General features: G+C 66.1%; 16 protein-coding genes. 10 read left to right on the top strand and 6 right to left on the bottom strand.

The features are described from left to right. The first annotated feature begins 49 nt into the window (after nt 1-49). Entirely contained in the window at nt 50-1,114 is a 1,065-nt protein-coding gene (gene pspF, locus FHS94_RS10615) for a phage shock protein operon transcriptional activator (RefSeq protein WP_184057597.1), read from the top strand. Between the two features lie 79 nt (nt 1,115-1,193). Next, nucleotides 1,194-1,805: a superoxide dismutase gene (locus FHS94_RS10610; RefSeq protein ID WP_184057595.1), complete on the top strand. Its 612-nt coding sequence runs from the start codon at nt 1,194-1,196 to the stop codon at nt 1,803-1,805. Nucleotides 1,806-1,854: 49 nt separating this feature from the next. Here the strand turns inward: FHS94_RS10610 and FHS94_RS10605 are convergent, their stop codons facing one another. From FHS94_RS10605 to FHS94_RS10590, 4 genes are all read right to left on the bottom strand, one after another. Next, on the bottom strand, nt 1,855-2,541 hold the full coding sequence (locus FHS94_RS10605) for an inner membrane-spanning protein YciB (RefSeq protein WP_184057593.1): 687 nt from the start codon (nt 2,539-2,541) through the stop codon (nt 1,855-1,857). Nucleotides 2,542-2,623: 82 nt separating this feature from the next. Next, the gene (gene ftsY, locus FHS94_RS10600) at nt 2,624-3,559 is read right to left on the bottom strand and encodes a signal recognition particle-docking protein FtsY (RefSeq protein WP_184057591.1); all 936 of its coding nucleotides are present in this window, start codon (nt 3,557-3,559) and stop codon (nt 2,624-2,626) included. Beyond that, on the bottom strand, nt 3,556-4,767 hold the full coding sequence (locus FHS94_RS10595) for a MiaB/RimO family radical SAM methylthiotransferase (RefSeq protein WP_184057589.1): 1,212 nt from the start codon (nt 4,765-4,767) through the stop codon (nt 3,556-3,558). Before FHS94_RS10595 ends, ftsY begins: the two co-directional genes overlap by 4 nt. A gap of 51 nt (nt 4,768-4,818) precedes the next feature. Beyond that, on the bottom strand, nt 4,819-6,408 hold the full coding sequence (locus tag FHS94_RS10590; protein ID WP_246348540.1) for a putative bifunctional diguanylate cyclase/phosphodiesterase: 1,590 nt from the start codon (nt 6,406-6,408) through the stop codon (nt 4,819-4,821). A gap of 234 nt (nt 6,409-6,642) precedes the next feature. Between FHS94_RS10590 and ffh the strand changes: the two genes are divergently transcribed. The 4 genes from ffh (at nt 6,643) to rimM (ending at nt 9,241) form a co-directional block, all read left to right on the top strand. Further along, nucleotides 6,643-8,115, top strand: a complete 1,473-nt coding sequence (gene ffh, locus FHS94_RS10585; RefSeq protein WP_184057585.1) for a signal recognition particle protein — start codon at nt 6,643-6,645, stop codon at nt 8,113-8,115. Between the two features lie 36 nt (nt 8,116-8,151). After that, a complete protein-coding gene (rpsP, locus tag FHS94_RS10580; RefSeq protein WP_184057583.1) occupies nt 8,152-8,541 on the top strand; it encodes a 30S ribosomal protein S16 in 390 nt (129 codons plus the stop codon). A 69-nt stretch (nt 8,542-8,610) separates the two neighbouring features. After that, complete coding sequence (locus tag FHS94_RS10575) at nt 8,611-8,766, top strand: hypothetical protein (protein ID WP_184057581.1); 156 nt, start codon at nt 8,611-8,613, stop codon at nt 8,764-8,766. A 4-nt stretch (nt 8,767-8,770) separates the two neighbouring features. After that, nucleotides 8,771-9,241 (top strand): ribosome maturation factor RimM, encoded by a 471-nt coding sequence (gene rimM / locus FHS94_RS10570; protein WP_343055242.1) that lies wholly within the window; start codon nt 8,771-8,773, stop codon nt 9,239-9,241. A gap of 157 nt (nt 9,242-9,398) precedes the next feature. Here the strand turns inward: rimM and FHS94_RS10565 are convergent, their stop codons facing one another. Together FHS94_RS10565 and FHS94_RS10560 are read right to left on the bottom strand one after the other, a co-directional pair. Further along, entirely contained in the window at nt 9,399-9,641 is a 243-nt protein-coding gene (locus tag FHS94_RS10565) for a hypothetical protein (protein WP_184057577.1), read from the bottom strand. A gap of 10 nt (nt 9,642-9,651) precedes the next feature. Then, nucleotides 9,652-10,566 carry an NAD(P)/FAD-dependent oxidoreductase gene (locus FHS94_RS10560; RefSeq protein WP_184057575.1) on the bottom strand — a complete coding sequence of 305 codons (915 nt, stop codon included), beginning with the start codon at nt 10,564-10,566 and terminating at the stop codon, nt 9,652-9,654. Nucleotides 10,567-10,647: 81 nt separating this feature from the next. On the opposite strand from FHS94_RS10560, the gene FHS94_RS10555 reads away from it, so the two are divergent. The 4 genes from FHS94_RS10555 to FHS94_RS10540 all read left to right on the top strand — a co-directional run bounded on the left by FHS94_RS10555 (nt 10,648) and on the right by FHS94_RS10540 (nt 13,451). Then, complete coding sequence (locus FHS94_RS10555; protein ID WP_184057574.1) at nt 10,648-10,872, top strand: hypothetical protein; 225 nt, start codon at nt 10,648-10,650, stop codon at nt 10,870-10,872. Continuing rightward, a complete protein-coding gene (gene trmD, locus FHS94_RS10550; RefSeq protein ID WP_184057572.1) occupies nt 10,869-11,597 on the top strand; it encodes a tRNA (guanosine(37)-N1)-methyltransferase TrmD in 729 nt (242 codons plus the stop codon). Before FHS94_RS10555 ends, trmD begins: the two co-directional genes overlap by 4 nt. 4 nt (nt 11,598-11,601) lie before the next feature. After that, nucleotides 11,602-11,994, top strand: a complete 393-nt coding sequence (gene rplS / locus FHS94_RS10545) for a 50S ribosomal protein L19 (protein ID WP_184057570.1) — start codon at nt 11,602-11,604, stop codon at nt 11,992-11,994. Between the two features lie 116 nt (nt 11,995-12,110). After that, the gene (locus tag FHS94_RS10540) at nt 12,111-13,451 is read left to right on the top strand and encodes a DUF418 domain-containing protein (RefSeq protein WP_184057568.1); all 1,341 of its coding nucleotides are present in this window, start codon (nt 12,111-12,113) and stop codon (nt 13,449-13,451) included. Nucleotides 13,452-13,506 lie beyond the last annotated feature (55 nt).

Raw genomic sequence — 13,506 nt, 5'->3', positions numbered from 1 at the left:
GGCTGACCTCTTGCCAAGTGTCGGGATTTTGCGCCAAGCCTTGGGTATCATGGAGCGCACTACTCAGGTCATTGGCCAGTCCGGCGCCTTTCTCGACGCCCTGGAGCGCGCGAGCAGGGCGGCTGCGCTCGACCGGCCGGTGCTGGTGATCGGGGAGCGCGGCACCGGCAAGGAATTGGTCGCGGAACGCCTGCATCGTCTGTCCCCTCGTTGGGACCAGCCGTTGGTGATCATGAATTGCGCCGCGCTGCCCGAGACACTGATCGAGGCGGAGCTGTTTGGGCATGAGGCGGGCGCCTTCACCGGCGCCACCAAGATGCGTGCGGGGCGGTTCGAGGAGGCGGACGGGGGCACGCTGTTCCTTGATGAGCTTGGCACCCTGTCGATGGGGGCGCAGGAACGCTTGCTGCGCGCGGTCGAATATGGGGAGGTGACCCGTATCGGCTCCTCACGGCCGCAGCGAGTCGACGTGCGCATCGTTGCTGCCACCAACGAACATTTGCCCGACCGGGTCGACGCCGGCAGCTTCCGTGCCGACCTGCTCGACCGGTTGTCGTTCGAGGTCGTGACGCTGCCACCGCTGCGGGCGCGCCGGTCCGATATCATGGTGCTTGCCGACCACTTCGGACGGCGGATGGCGGCGGAGCTTGGCTGGCGCGACTGGCCCGGATTCAGCGCCGCCGCGACTCAGGTGCTGACCGAGTATCGCTGGCCGGGCAACGTGCGTGAGCTGCGCAACGTTGTCGAACGCGCTGTGTACCGCTGGGATACGGAAGCTCCTGTCGACGTGATCGAGATCGACCCGTTCCAGTCGCCATACCGACCGACCAGCCCAGCGAGGGTATCGACGGCGCCACAAGCACCCGCATCCTCGCCGGAGCCCGCCTCTGCCGAGAGGTCACCGGCTGCTGGCAGTGACGATGACGTGGTCGCCGCTTGCGAGGCGGGGCCGTCCGACTTCAAGAGCCGGGTCGCGCGGTTTGAGCGGGAACTGCTCGCCCGCAGCCTGGCCGAGCATCGGTTCAACCAGCGTGCCGCGGCAGAGGCGCTGGGGCTGACCTATGACCAGCTGCGCCATGCCTTGCGCCGACACGATCTGATCAAGGCAACATAGATCGGCTCGCTTGCGTAACGATAAGGGAGCGCTAGGGCGGCTCGGGCGTTACCGCTCGCGACCTCGAAGGAGAGCCCCCATGGCGTTTGAACTGCCCCCGCTTCCCTATGACTATGATGCGCTGGAGCCGACGATCTCCAAGGAGATCATGACTCTTCACCATGACAAGCATCACAAGGCCTATACCGACAAGCTGAACGAGGGTGTCGAGAAGGACCAGAACCTCGCCGGCAAGTCGATCGAGGACATACTGAAGGTGATCTCCTCCCAGCCGCCGCTGGTCCGCAACAATGGCGGTGGTTACTGGAACCATGACTTCTTCTGGAAGTCGATGAAGAAGGGCGGCGGAAAGCCGTCCGGCAAGCTGGCCGAGGCGATCGATCGCGATTTCGGCGGCCTCGACAAGTTCAAGGAAGAGTTCAACGCCAAGGGCGTCGGCCAGTTCGGCTCCGGCTGGGCATGGCTGATCGCGGACCAGTCGGGCAAGCTCAAGGTCACCTCGACCCCCAATCAGGACAACCCCCTCATGGACGACGCGAAGGAGCCGGGCACCCCGCTGCTGGGCAACGACGTGTGGGAGCACGCCTATTATCTCGACTACAAGAACGACCGCGCCGCCTATCTGAAGGCGTGGTGGGATGTGGTCGACTGGGACACGGTCGGCCAGCGCTATGAGGCGTTAGGCGGCTGATCCCGACCTGTGCTCCCGCCTAAATGGGAGCACAGGATTGCCTACGCACTTACTCCGGCGGCAACTGACCGGTTGCCGCCGTTTCCTCATCCCCAAGCGTCAAACCGTTGCGCAGCAGCATCGGGATGTTCCCGAAGGCAAAGGCCAGGGTCGCGACCGTGCAGCCGGGGAACTTGAAGAGCACCCAGGCATCATAGCTGAGCGCGGCGCGCGCGATCTCATTAGCAATGGCAAGCGCGGCAAAAAACGCGGTCCAGTTGATCGTCAGCTTGCGCCAGCCAACCTCGCTCAGCCCCGGATAGGCGGTGCCGAGGAGTTGCTGAAGCAAGGGGCGCCCCGTCGCGAGGCCAAAGCCCAGCACCGCAGCCAGAATGGCATACACGAATGTCGGCTTCATCTGGATGAATCGTGGATCGTGGAAATAGACCGTGAGCCCACCGAACACGATCACCAGCACCGCGCTGATCCACAGCATCGGGGACACGTGGCGCAGCTTTACCAGCGACCAGACGACAGCCGCGATCGTCGCCAGCGTGAAGGCAGCCGTCGCGACGATCACCCGCGCGATCAACAGCGCCTCTACCCGAGTGAGCGCATCGAGCGAGGGCGTGAACCGCGCCACCAGCACCCGGCACCAATCGGCAGGGACGAGGAAGTTGACCGCGAAGAAGACAAGCAAGGGCCCGTAGTCGAGCGCGAGCCGCAGGCCGGGAGAGGGGGCTTTGATGGTGGTCATCAGCGGGCCTTAACGCTCGACATGACCGGCTTCGTTCCGGTCGCGTCGAGCAAGCTCTCGGTCGTGCCGGTAGGATGGTCGCTCACTTTGACACCCGCTCCACGCCTGCGATGATCCGGCTGACCTCTCGCGCGTCGAAAGGTCGTAGGTCCGTCATGCCTTCGCCGACGCCGATCGCATGGATCGGCAGGCCATAACGCTCAGCCGCCGCGACCAGGACGCCCCCGCGCGCGGTGCCATCGAGCTTGGTCATCACCAGCCCCGTGACACCCGCCACATCGCCGAACACCTCAATCTGGCTGAGCGCATTCTGCCCTGTCGTGGCGTCAAGCACGAGCACCACGTCATGCGGCGCTTCCGGGTTGAGCCGGCCGAGCACGCGGCGGATCTTGGCAAGCTCATCCATCAGCTCGCGCTTGTTCTGAAGGCGGCCAGCAGTGTCGACGATCAGCACGTCGATGCCGGTGGCCGTCGCCTGCTTGACCGCGTCCCAGACCACGCCCGCGGCGTCGCCCCCTTCGGGCCCGCGCACGATCGGCACGCCGACGCGATCGGCCCAGGTGGCAAGCTGGCCGATGGCGGCGGCGCGGAAGGTGTCGCCGGCGGCAAGCATGACGCCGTAGTCCTGTTCCATGAACAAGTGGGCGAGCTTGGCGATCGTGGTGGTCTTGCCCGACCCGTTCACGCCAATCACCAAGATTACCTGCGGCCGCGGGAAGGCATCGATCTCCAGCGGGCGGGCGACCTTGGCGAGTGCTTTCTCGACTTCCTCGGCCACCACCAGGCGGATGCCGAGCTCCTCCATGTCGCGCTCGAACGTCCCCTCGGCCAGGCGGGTGCGGATGTGGCCGGCCGTCTCCGGACCCAGGTCCGACGCGATCAGCGCCTCTTCGACCTCATCCAGGGTGCTCTCATCGAGTCTGGCGCCGCCCAGGCCGGCGAGATTGCCGATCAACCGGTCGGAGGTGCGCCGAAAGCCGCCGAGCAGCTTGTCATGCCAGGTTGGGGTAGTGCTCATGCGATGATGCCCGTCAGGTGGGTTGGGGTGGCGCCGGCGATGGTGACCTGCGCGATGGTGCCTGGCTCAAGGCTGTGGGACAGCCGCACCTCGGCGAAATGCTCTGCATGGCCGCGGTCGCCGGGTCGTTCGACCAGCATATCAGCGCGGCTGCCGATCAGGCCGGCAAGCCAATCAGCGCGCCGCCTCTCGGCAGCGTCGCGCAGCCTGCCTGCGCGCTCGCGACGGACCAGCGGGTCGACTTGCGGCATGCGGGCAGCCGGCGTGCCCGCACGCGGCGAGTAGGGAAAGATGTGAGCGTGGACGATGTCGCAGTCGTCGATCAACGCCAGGCTGTCGGCGAACATCGATTCGTCCTCGGTGGGGAAGCCGGCGATGATGTCCGCGCCGATCGCGATCCCGGGCCGTCGCGCCTTCAGGCGCTCGACCAGTGCCACCGCTTGCGCGCGTGAGTGGCGCCGCTTCATGCGCTTCAGGATCAGGTCGTTGCCGGCCTGAAGCGACAGATGGAGGTGCGGCATGACCCGCGGCTCCCCGGTCACCAGCTCCACCAGCCGTTCGTCCATCTCCACCGAATCGAGGGAGGACAGTCGTAGCCGGCGCAGCGCGGGCACGTGCACCAGCACCCGTTCGACAAGCGCGCCGAAGGTCGGACGGCCGGGCAGGTCGGTGCCCCAGCTTGTCACGTCCACGCCGGTCAGCACCACCTCTGCATGGCCGGCCTCAACCAGCGAGCGGACCCGTTCCACCACAGCGCCGGCTGGCAGAGAGCGGCTGGGGCCCCGACCGAAAGGGATGGCGCAAAAGGTGCAACGATGGTCGCAGCCATTCTGCACCTCCACGAACGCACGTGCGTGGCCGGTAAAGGCGGGCGCGGGCAGGGCGGTGTCGGCGCCCCAGCTTTCGGGCGCGAGTTTCAACGGGTTGGCGACGACCCGGTCGACCTCCGCCATGGCTGCAAAGCCGTCGGGATCGATGGTGGCGGCGCAGCCGGTCACCACCAGCTCCGCATCCGGCCGTGTGCGGCGCAGGCGGCGGATGGCGGCGCGGGTTTGCTTCACCGCCTCGTTCGTCACCGCGCAGCTGTTGACCACCGCAACGTCGCGCGTGTCGCTCCGGGCGCCGAGCAGCGCGCGGATCGTCTCGCTTTCGGCGATGTTGAGGCGGCAGCCGAGGCTGACCACCTCTGGCTGGACGGCGGGCGACATGGAGCGCGATCTAGGAGCGGCGGCGTTCGAAGTCCACGCACGCCCGTCCGCTTACCCCGCCAGCCGCTGTGGCCCTTGTGCGATGAGGCGCCGCTCCGCCAGCAGGCGGCGGACGTTGGCGGCGCTGACCGGCCGGCCAAAGTGATAGCCCTGGGCACGCGCGCAGCCCATGACCCGCAGCCGTTCCAGCGTGTCGGCGTCCTCCACGCCTTCTGCCGTGGTCGGCATGTTTAGGCTGTCGCCGAGCCGCGCGATCGCGCCTACAATGGCTGCGCTTTCCAGCTTTTCCGCAATCGAGCCGACAAAGCATTTGTCGATCTTGATCCGATCGAACGGCAGCGCGCGCAGATGGGCGAGGCTGGAATAGCCGGTGCCGAAATCGTCCAGGGCCAACCGGATGCCTTGATTCTTCAGGCTGACCGCGATCGACTGGGCCAACGCGAGATTGTCGAACAGCGCGCTTTCGGTGATCTCGATCTCCAGCCGCCGGGCCGGGAAGCCGGTTTCAAGCAGAAGCTTGATGATCTTCTGGGCGAGCCAGGCGTCCTTCAGCTGCCACGGCGATATATTGACCGCCAATACCAGATCCGGGTCCCAGTCGCGCGCGGCGATAAACGCCTGCCTCATCACCGACATCGACAGATCGGCGATCAGGCCGGTCTCTTCCGCGATCGGGATGAACTGGTCGGGCTCGATCAGTCCGCGTAGCGGGTGTTCCCAGCGGGCGAGCACCTCAAAGCCGGCGAGCGCGCCGGTCGCGAGGTCGATCTGCTGCTCGAAGTAAGGCACGATCTGCCCCTGCGGGATGGCGTTGCGCAGCCCCGTCTCGATCTCGTTCCGGGCCTGAATCGCACGCTCCATGGAACGGTCAAACCAGGCGTAACGGTTGCGTCCAGCCTTCTTGGCCGCATACATGGCGATGTCGGCCTCGCGCATCAACACGTCGACCGTGTCGCAATCCTGGTCGGACCGGGCGAGGCCGCAGGACGCGCTGATCGTCAGCAGGTGCCCGTCCACCGTGACCGCGCGCGACAGGCGGCGGACCAGCGCCTTGGCAACGCGCTCCACCGAATCGGGGTGTGCCGGGTCGAACAACATCGCACAGCCGAACTCGTCGCCGCCCAGCCGCGCCGTGAGCGCGTTGGCAGGAAGGACCTGCGCGATGTCATCGGCGACCTGTCGCAACAGCGCGTCGCCGATCCGGTGGCCGTGCATGTCGTTGACCGTCTTGAAGTCGTCGAGGTCGAGCATGAGCAGAGCAACCGCCTTGCCATGGTCTGCCGCGAGGGACACTAGCGCGGCACCCTGTTCGGCGAAGCTGTGCCGGTTAATGAGGCCGGTCAGCGGGTCGTGCGCCGCCAGCTTTTCCGCGCGTTGGCCGGCCGCCGCCAGGTCGCGGACCTCGTGCACTTTGTGGCGATACCCGCGCCAGGCGAGCAGGATGATCGCGATGTTGAGAAGCATGGCGACGAGCTGCATTTCGTCCACGGCGCCGCCATTGCCAGCCAGGCTGCGCAGGGCGGATCCCAGCACCGTGCTCCCGGTCCCGACGAACAGGATGATCGCCCCGCCGGTGATCGCACCGGTCACGTAATCCCCTTGCGGCAGCGGGGCCGCCTGTTCGAGCGGATCAGTGGACATCGTCATCGTCAAGCGCGTCTCCCAAAGCCTCGCTTGCCACGGCAGCAGTGTAGACGGCGTTAAGGCGCGGGTATGGCGGGAGCTTCCCTTGCATTTCGCCTGCCTGTCGCGTAGGAGCACACCCAAGTCCGTTGCAGGACGTGAAGATGAAGCATCCAAGGATGCACGCTGGCCGGCGAGGTTTCGCCCGCCGGCGTTTCTTGCGTTTAGCAACTTGTTGATGAGGTGTAGGCGATGTTTGACAGTCTGAGCGACCGGCTTGGCGGCGTCTTCGACCGCCTGCGCGGACGTGGCGCCCTGACCGAAGGCGATGTGCGGACCGCGATGCGCGAAGTTCGCGTGGCGCTGCTGGAAGCGGACGTGGCGCTGCCCGTCGCTCGCAAGTTCGTCGACGATGTTACCGAAAAAGCGATCGGCCACAACGTTCTGCGCTCGGTCACGCCGGGCCAGCAGGTCGTCAAGATCGTCAACGATGCGCTGGTCGAGATGCTGGGCGCGGACGCGTCGGAACTCGACCTGAACGTCTCGCCGCCTGCCATCGTGATGATGGTCGGTCTCCAGGGTTCGGGCAAGACCACCACCACCGCCAAGATCGCACGCCGGCTGAAGGGCCGTGACGGCAAAAAGGTCATGATGGCGTCGCTCGACGTCAATCGCCCGAATGCGCAGGAGCAGCTGGCGACGCTCGGCACGCAGGTCGAAGTGGCGACGCTGCCGATCATCCCGGGGCAGCAGCCGGTCGACATCGCGCGCCGCGCGCTTCAGGCCGCGAAGCTTCAGGGCTTTGACGTGCTGATGCTCGACACGGCGGGCCGTCTGCACGTCGACCAGGCGCTGATGGACGAGATGAAGGCCGTGGCCGACATCGCGCGTCCGCAGGAGATCCTGCTGGTCGTTGACAGCCTGACCGGCCAGGACGCGGTCAACGTCGCGCAGAACTTCTCCGACCAGGTGCCGCTGACGGGCGTGGTGCTGACCCGCATGGACGGCGATGCGCGCGGCGGCGCGGCGCTGTCGATGCGGGCTGTCACCGGCAAGCCGATCAAGTTCGCGGGAACGGGCGAGAAGCTCGACGCGCTGGAAGCCTTTCACCCGGCGCGTGTTGCCGGCCGCATCCTTGGCATGGGCGACGTCGTCAGCCTGGTCGAGCGCGCGGCGGAGTCGATCCAGCAGGAAGACGCCGAGCGCATGGCGTCGCGCATGGCCAAGGGTCAGTTCGACCTGAATGACCTGCGCAGCCAGTTGTCGCAGATGCGCCGCATGGGTGGCCTGGGCGCATTGGCCGGCATGATGCCCGGCATGAAGAAGGCGCAGGGCGCGCTGCAACAGGCTGGCGGCGACAAGGTGCTGACCCACATGGACGCCGTGATCAGCTCCATGACCGCGAAAGAACGCGCCAAGCCCGAGCTGATCAACGCCAAACGCAAGATCCGCATCGCCAAGGGCTCCGGCACCACGGTCCAGGAGGTCAACAAGCTGCTCAAGATGCATCAGGAAATGGCAACCGCCATGAAGCGCATCAAGAAGATGGGCGGGATCAAGGGCATGATGGCGATGCTGGGCAAGGGCGGCCTTGGCGGCCTGGGCAATGCGATCGGCGGCGCGGACATGGGCGAGGCGCTTACCAAGGCTGGCGGCGGCCTGCCTGGCTTGCCGGGCGGCGGCCTGCCGCCAGAGCTCGCCGCGCTGATGAACAAGAAGAAATAACTCTCAACCTACTCGAAACACGAAGGAAGATTACCAATGGCACTCAGCATTCGCTTGTCGCGTGGCGGCTCCAAGAAGCGTCCTTACTATCGCATCGTCGTTGCCGACGCGCGCAGCCCGCGTGACGGCAAGTTCATCGAGAAGATCGGCAACTACAACCCGCTGCTGGCCAAGGATTCGGATCAGCGCGTCCAGCTCGACGGCGAGCGTGCCAAGCACTGGCTGTCCGTCGGCGCCCAGCCGACCGATCGCGTTGCCCGCTTCCTGGACGCCGCTGGCGTTCGTGAGCGCGCGGAGCGCAGCAACCCCAAGAAGGGTGAGCCGGGCGAGAAGGCCAAGGAGCGCGCCGAGGAGCGTGCCGAGAAGCAGCGCGCCGCCGAGGAAGCTGCCGCAACTCCGGCGACCGAAGAAGCGGCCGCCGAGTAAGCTTCGGCTTTCGAAGCATCGGAATGCGGCAGTCATGCGTTGCCCCGGGGTAACCCGAGGAGATGCTGCATGACTGCCGACACCGACCGCCGCGATGACCAGCAAGACGCGACCAACCAGGGGGTCTCGACCACCGAGCCCGCCGAAGGAGCCGACGATGCCCCCACGGGTGACAGCGGCTCCCCCGAAGGTGTCATCACCGGTGAAACAGCCGACGAGCGCTGAGCCTGTGAGCGACGGCGAGCGCACGGTGACGCTGGCCGTCGTCACTGGTGCCCATGGCATCGGCGGCGAAGTGCGCCTGAAGCTGTTTACCGGTGACCTGTCGGGCTACCGGTCGTTCAACGGCGGCCGGCTGACGGTTAAGAGCCTGCGCGGAGAAATCGCCCGCTTTGCGGAGGTTGAAGACCGCACGGCCGCCGAGGCGTTGCGTGGAACAGAGCTGACCGTGTCGCGCGACACACTGCCCCCGTTGGAGGAGGGCGAGTATTATCACGCCGACCTGATTGGGCTTCCTGCGGTGACCCCGGACGGCGAGGCGCTGGGTCGTGTCGTGCTGGTCGAGAATTTCGGTGCAGGTGACGTGATCGAAATTGAGCGTCCGAACGGGCGACGGTTCATGATTCCGATGCGGCCCGAGGCGGTGCCGGAATGGGATGGCGAACGGCTGATCGTCAGCCACGCGTTCGCCGAGGGTTAGGTCGCCCGACCGACCAGTCAGACCGTACTCGTGTTTCGGTCAGCAGGGTTCGGGTGCGCTCCGCTCCAGCTTCTGTCCGACGAACGCGTAGGAGCGGCAGCTACCCCGGTGCTCCTGCGCTGGCGGAGCCACCGGGTACGACGCTGGGCCGTGCGGGTTAGCTGACGCCCTGACGCCGCGCGCCAGTGATCATCTTGCGGGCAATCTCCCGAACGGCTTCGTCATTCTTGCTGCCGTCCGTTGCCGGATCGCCAAGATGGTCCAGGCTTGTTTCCACAAAGTCGAGCAGGCCGGGGTGCTTGGATTCGACGTATTCGATCAGCTTGAACAGGACATGCTCGGCGGCGATTTCGCGGCGGCGGGTCTGGATCGTGCCGTCCTGGTTGGTCGTGTCGGTCATGATCTCTCCTTCAGCGCCATAACGGCGCGCGTTCGCCAAGTGTGTTGCGGATGGTTGTTGCGGCAACGCCGGCTTCGCCCATAGCGTGGCTGATCTGGTCGAGGCCCTTCACCACGTCGCCCGCGGCGAACAGGCCCGGGATGGTGGTGCGTTGGTGGTCGTCCACGTCCAGGCACCCTTCGTCCGTCGCCTTTGCGCCGGCTGCGACCGCGAGTTCGGAACGGATGTGCGAGCCCATGGCCGGGTAGACGCTGTTGAATGAGAGGCGACCGGCCGCGGTATCGAAGGCGATCCGGTCGCCCTCCAACGCCCAACCGCCACATGGGCCATCGATGCGGGTGATGCCGGCCTCGTCCAGCTTGGCGCGGCATGAGTCATCTAGCATGTGCTCGGCCTCTGGCGCGATCAGCGACACGTCCTTGGTGTAGCCGCGCAGGAACAGCGCCTCCCGCATGCCATGGTCGCCCGTTCCAATTACGCCTACGCGCTTGTCGGTTACTTCATAGCCGTCGCAGATGGGGCAGTAGCGTAACAGCCCGCGCGCGAGCCCCTCGTCATGGACGTCGTCGGGCATATCGGGGCGGAGGTTCACCACGCCGGTCGCGAGGAGGACGGTGCGGCCGCCGAACTCACGGTCGCCGGCAATCACCCGGAACTCCTGCCCGCTCCGCTCGATTGCCGTGACCTTCACCGTTTCCCGGACAGCGCCGTATTTCTCGGCCTGCTGGCGCATCAGGAGCAGCAGGTCGGTGCCCTTGATCCCCTCTGGATAACCCGCATGGTTGTGGGTGCACGGGATCAACGCGGCGCGGCTCGACCCGGAGTCGAACAGCCGGATGCGTAGGTGGAACCGCGCGAGGTAGATGGCGGCGGTGAGGCCCGCCGGCCCCGCGCCGATGATGATGCAGTCGTCGGTTTCGTTCATGCCAGCGAGCAAGCGCACATCCGGCGGCATCGTTCCTTGCCCGCCGGTTCGCGAGCGGCAATAGCGATCCGGATGTCCTTAATGTTACTCTTGCTCAGTCCCGTGCTGGTCACGTTGATCGGACGTCGGCTGGTCGACTTTCACCGTAAGTGGCCGCCGAGGGTCGTGGTTTTGATGGCGGCGGCCATACCGACGTTTGTTGCGGCCGTAGCGACGCAGGGCCTCGCCTTATTCCTCTCGCCGCTGATTGCCTTGTACGGCCTTTTGGCGGGCGGCTTCACCTACGCGGTGGTGAGGCCCCGATGACCTTTGCCGCGACCGTGTTGACCCTGTACCCCGAGATGTTTCCCGGGCCGCTCGGCGTATCGCTGGCGGGGCGGGCGTTGCGGGAGGAGCGCTGGTCGCTCGACGCGGTGCAGATCCGCGAGTTCGCGACGGACAAGCATCGCTCGGTCGATGATACGCCGGCAGGCGGCGGGGCTGGCATGGTGCTGCGCGCGGACGTGGTCGCGGCGGCGCTGGACAGTGTGGAAGGGCAGGGGCGCCCGGTACTCGCGATGACGCCGCGGGGCGCGCCGTTGACCCAGGCGCGGGTGCGCGAGCTGGCGGCGGGGCCGGGGGTCACGCTGTTGTGCGGCCGGTTCGAGGGGTTCGACCAGCGATTGTTCGAGGCACGGGCGATCGAGGAAGTCTCCATCGGCGACTATGTGCTTTCAGGCGGCGAGATGGCGGCGCTGGTGCTGCTGGATGCTTGCATTCGGCTGCTTCCCGGCGTAATGGGCGCGCCCACCAGCGGAGTCGAGGAAAGCTTCGAAAGCGGCCTTCTCGAATACCCGCATTATACCCGACCATATGAATGGGAAGGGCGCACGATCCCCGAAGTGCTGCGATCGGGGGATCATGCGAAGATCGCTGCCTGGCGTTTGCGTCAGGCGGAGATCGACACACGGCTAAGGCGGCCGGACCTTTGGGAGCGCCATGAGGGCGCTCGGGTCAGGTCGCCCTCTGGCGCGCGGCGCGAAAAGGACTGACGTTATGAACATCATCCAGCAGCTCGAAGCCGAGCAGATCGCCAAGCTGACCGGCCAGCGTGCGATCCCCGAATTTCGTCCTGGCGATACGCTGAAGGTCGGCGTGAAGGTCGTCGAAGGCGACCGTACCCGCGTACAGGCCTATGAAGGCGTGTGCATCGCGCGTTCGAACAAGGGCATGGGTTCCTCCTTCACCGTGCGCAAGATGAGCTTTGGTGAGGGCGTGGAGCGCGTTTTCCCGCTGTATTCGCCGAACATCGATTCGATCGACGTGGTCCGCAAGGGGGCCGTGCGTCGTGCCAAGCTGTACTATCTGCGTGGCCGCACCGGTAAGTCGGCGCGTATCGCCGAGCGTCGCGACAATCGTCCGGCCAAGGGCACCGCTGCCGCCGAGTAAGTCAGCGCTGTTTAGCCAAAACGAAAGGGCCGCTTTCCCGCAATGGAAAGCGGCCCTTTCTGCGTTTTGCGATGGCGCAAGGTTCGGATAGCGTTCCGGTCAACGGGGGAGTGGCCATGACCGACACCGCCTTGGGAACTGTCGCAGAGCCCGACGGCGCGCCGCGGCTGCTGAACCTGGATATCCTGCGCGGGATCGCGATCCTCGGCATCCTGTTCATGAACATCAACGACATGGGCGCGTCGATGAACGCGTCCTTTGGCGACTTCCGCCATATCGGCTGGGGCGCGGCTGACCAGGTCGCGTGGTGGGTCCGCGAAGTGGTCGCAAGCGGCACCGCGCGTGGCATGCTGGAAATGCTGTTCGGTGCGGGCATGGTCATCCTGACCGAGCGGCTGGTCGATGACGAGCGGCGCTGGGCGGCACTGAAGCGCTATTATTGGCGCAACGCCGTGCTGTTCGCGTTCGGCCTGATTCACATCTTTATCCTGCTGTGGCCGGGCGACATCCTGCACAGCTATGCGATCGCGGCGCTGGTCATCTTTCCCATGCGAAACCTGCGCCCGCGATTGCTGGTCGCGTTCGGACTGGCGATGAGCCTGTTGCAGCTGGCGGGCGGCGGGATGGGGTATGTCGACACCGGGCAGTCGATCGCTGCCTATCAGGCCGCGCAGGTCGCCCAGGCGGCGGGACGGCTCCTGACCGACGAGCAGAAGGCGGCGGTGAAGCTGCGTGCGGAGCGCACGGCGCGGCTGGCGAACAGCGCAAAGCAGGTCGCGACGGAGGACGCCCAGCGTTCGGGAACGGCAGGTCAATGGGTCCGCTGGCAATGGCACCAGGAGATGGCGATCCAAGGCAAGGGCATCGAGGTCTTCATCATTTGGGAAGCGGCGTCGTTGATGCTGATCGGGGCGGCGCTGTTCAAGCTGGGTGTGCTGCAAGGAAGCCTGTCGGCGAGGTGGTATGCGGCCGCGACCGTGACCGCCTATCTGTTCGGCTTTGCCATCCGGATCGCGTTGGCCGCGGAGTCGGTTGGCACCGGGGTCTTTCCCCATCTGACGCAGGCGCTCTACGAGCCGGGGCGCATTGCCATGACTCTGGGCCACATATTTCTGGTGAACTGGATGCTGGCGAGTGGGACCGGCGCCCGCGTGCTGGCCCCCTTTCGCGCGGTGGGGCAAACGGCGCTGAGCGTGTACATCGCGCAGACGGTGATTGCGCTGTGGGTGTTGTACCCGCCCTGGGGCCTGGCGCTTTACGGCCGATCGGGATGGGCGATGCTGATGCTGACGGCTGTGGCGATCAACATCGCGCTGGCGGTGGCGGCGAACTGGTGGGTCAAGCGGTACCGGATGGCACCGGTCGAGTGGGCCTGGCGGTCGCTGGTCGCGGGAAGGCGGCTGCCGTTCCGCCGCGGCGCTGCATTTGAAGCACCTGAAGCGGTCGCGATCGGGTAGCGCTTTTTCCTGTCCTACAGGCTGGATATTTGCCACGACACTGCCGTGCCCGACG

The sequence above is a fragment of the Sphingomonas aerophila genome (genome assembly GCF_014199305.1).
GTDB lineage: Bacteria > Pseudomonadota > Alphaproteobacteria > Sphingomonadales > Sphingomonadaceae > Sphingomonas > Sphingomonas aerophila.
This window is presented reverse-complemented; position numbering and strand designations above follow the sequence as displayed.

Coding starts and splice junctions, on each gene's coding strand:
- pspF (WP_184057597.1), top strand. CDS start 50: ATGGAGCGCACTACTCAGGTCATTGGCCAGTCCGGCGCCTTTCTCGAC.
- FHS94_RS10610 (WP_184057595.1), top strand. CDS start 1,194: ATGGCGTTTGAACTGCCCCCGCTTCCCTATGACTATGATGCGCTGGAG.
- FHS94_RS10605 (WP_184057593.1), bottom strand. CDS start 2,541: ATGACCACCATCAAAGCCCCCTCTCCCGGCCTGCGGCTCGCGCTCGAC.
- ftsY (WP_184057591.1), bottom strand. CDS start 3,559: ATGAGCACTACCCCAACCTGGCATGACAAGCTGCTCGGCGGCTTTCGG.
- FHS94_RS10595 (WP_184057589.1), bottom strand. CDS start 4,767: ATGTCGCCCGCCGTCCAGCCAGAGGTGGTCAGCCTCGGCTGCCGCCTC.
- FHS94_RS10590 (WP_246348540.1), bottom strand. CDS start 6,408: ATGTCCACTGATCCGCTCGAACAGGCGGCCCCGCTGCCGCAAGGGGAT.
- ffh (WP_184057585.1), top strand. CDS start 6,643: ATGTTTGACAGTCTGAGCGACCGGCTTGGCGGCGTCTTCGACCGCCTG.
- rpsP (WP_184057583.1), top strand. CDS start 8,152: ATGGCACTCAGCATTCGCTTGTCGCGTGGCGGCTCCAAGAAGCGTCCT.
- FHS94_RS10575 (WP_184057581.1), top strand. CDS start 8,611: ATGACTGCCGACACCGACCGCCGCGATGACCAGCAAGACGCGACCAAC.
- FHS94_RS10565 (WP_184057577.1), bottom strand. CDS start 9,641: ATGACCGACACGACCAACCAGGACGGCACGATCCAGACCCGCCGCCGC.
- FHS94_RS10560 (WP_184057575.1), bottom strand. CDS start 10,566: ATGAACGAAACCGACGACTGCATCATCATCGGCGCGGGGCCGGCGGGC.
- FHS94_RS10555 (WP_184057574.1), top strand. CDS start 10,648: ATGTTACTCTTGCTCAGTCCCGTGCTGGTCACGTTGATCGGACGTCGG.
- trmD (WP_184057572.1), top strand. CDS start 10,869: ATGACCTTTGCCGCGACCGTGTTGACCCTGTACCCCGAGATGTTTCCC.
- rplS (WP_184057570.1), top strand. CDS start 11,602: ATGAACATCATCCAGCAGCTCGAAGCCGAGCAGATCGCCAAGCTGACC.
- FHS94_RS10540 (WP_184057568.1), top strand. CDS start 12,111: ATGACCGACACCGCCTTGGGAACTGTCGCAGAGCCCGACGGCGCGCCG.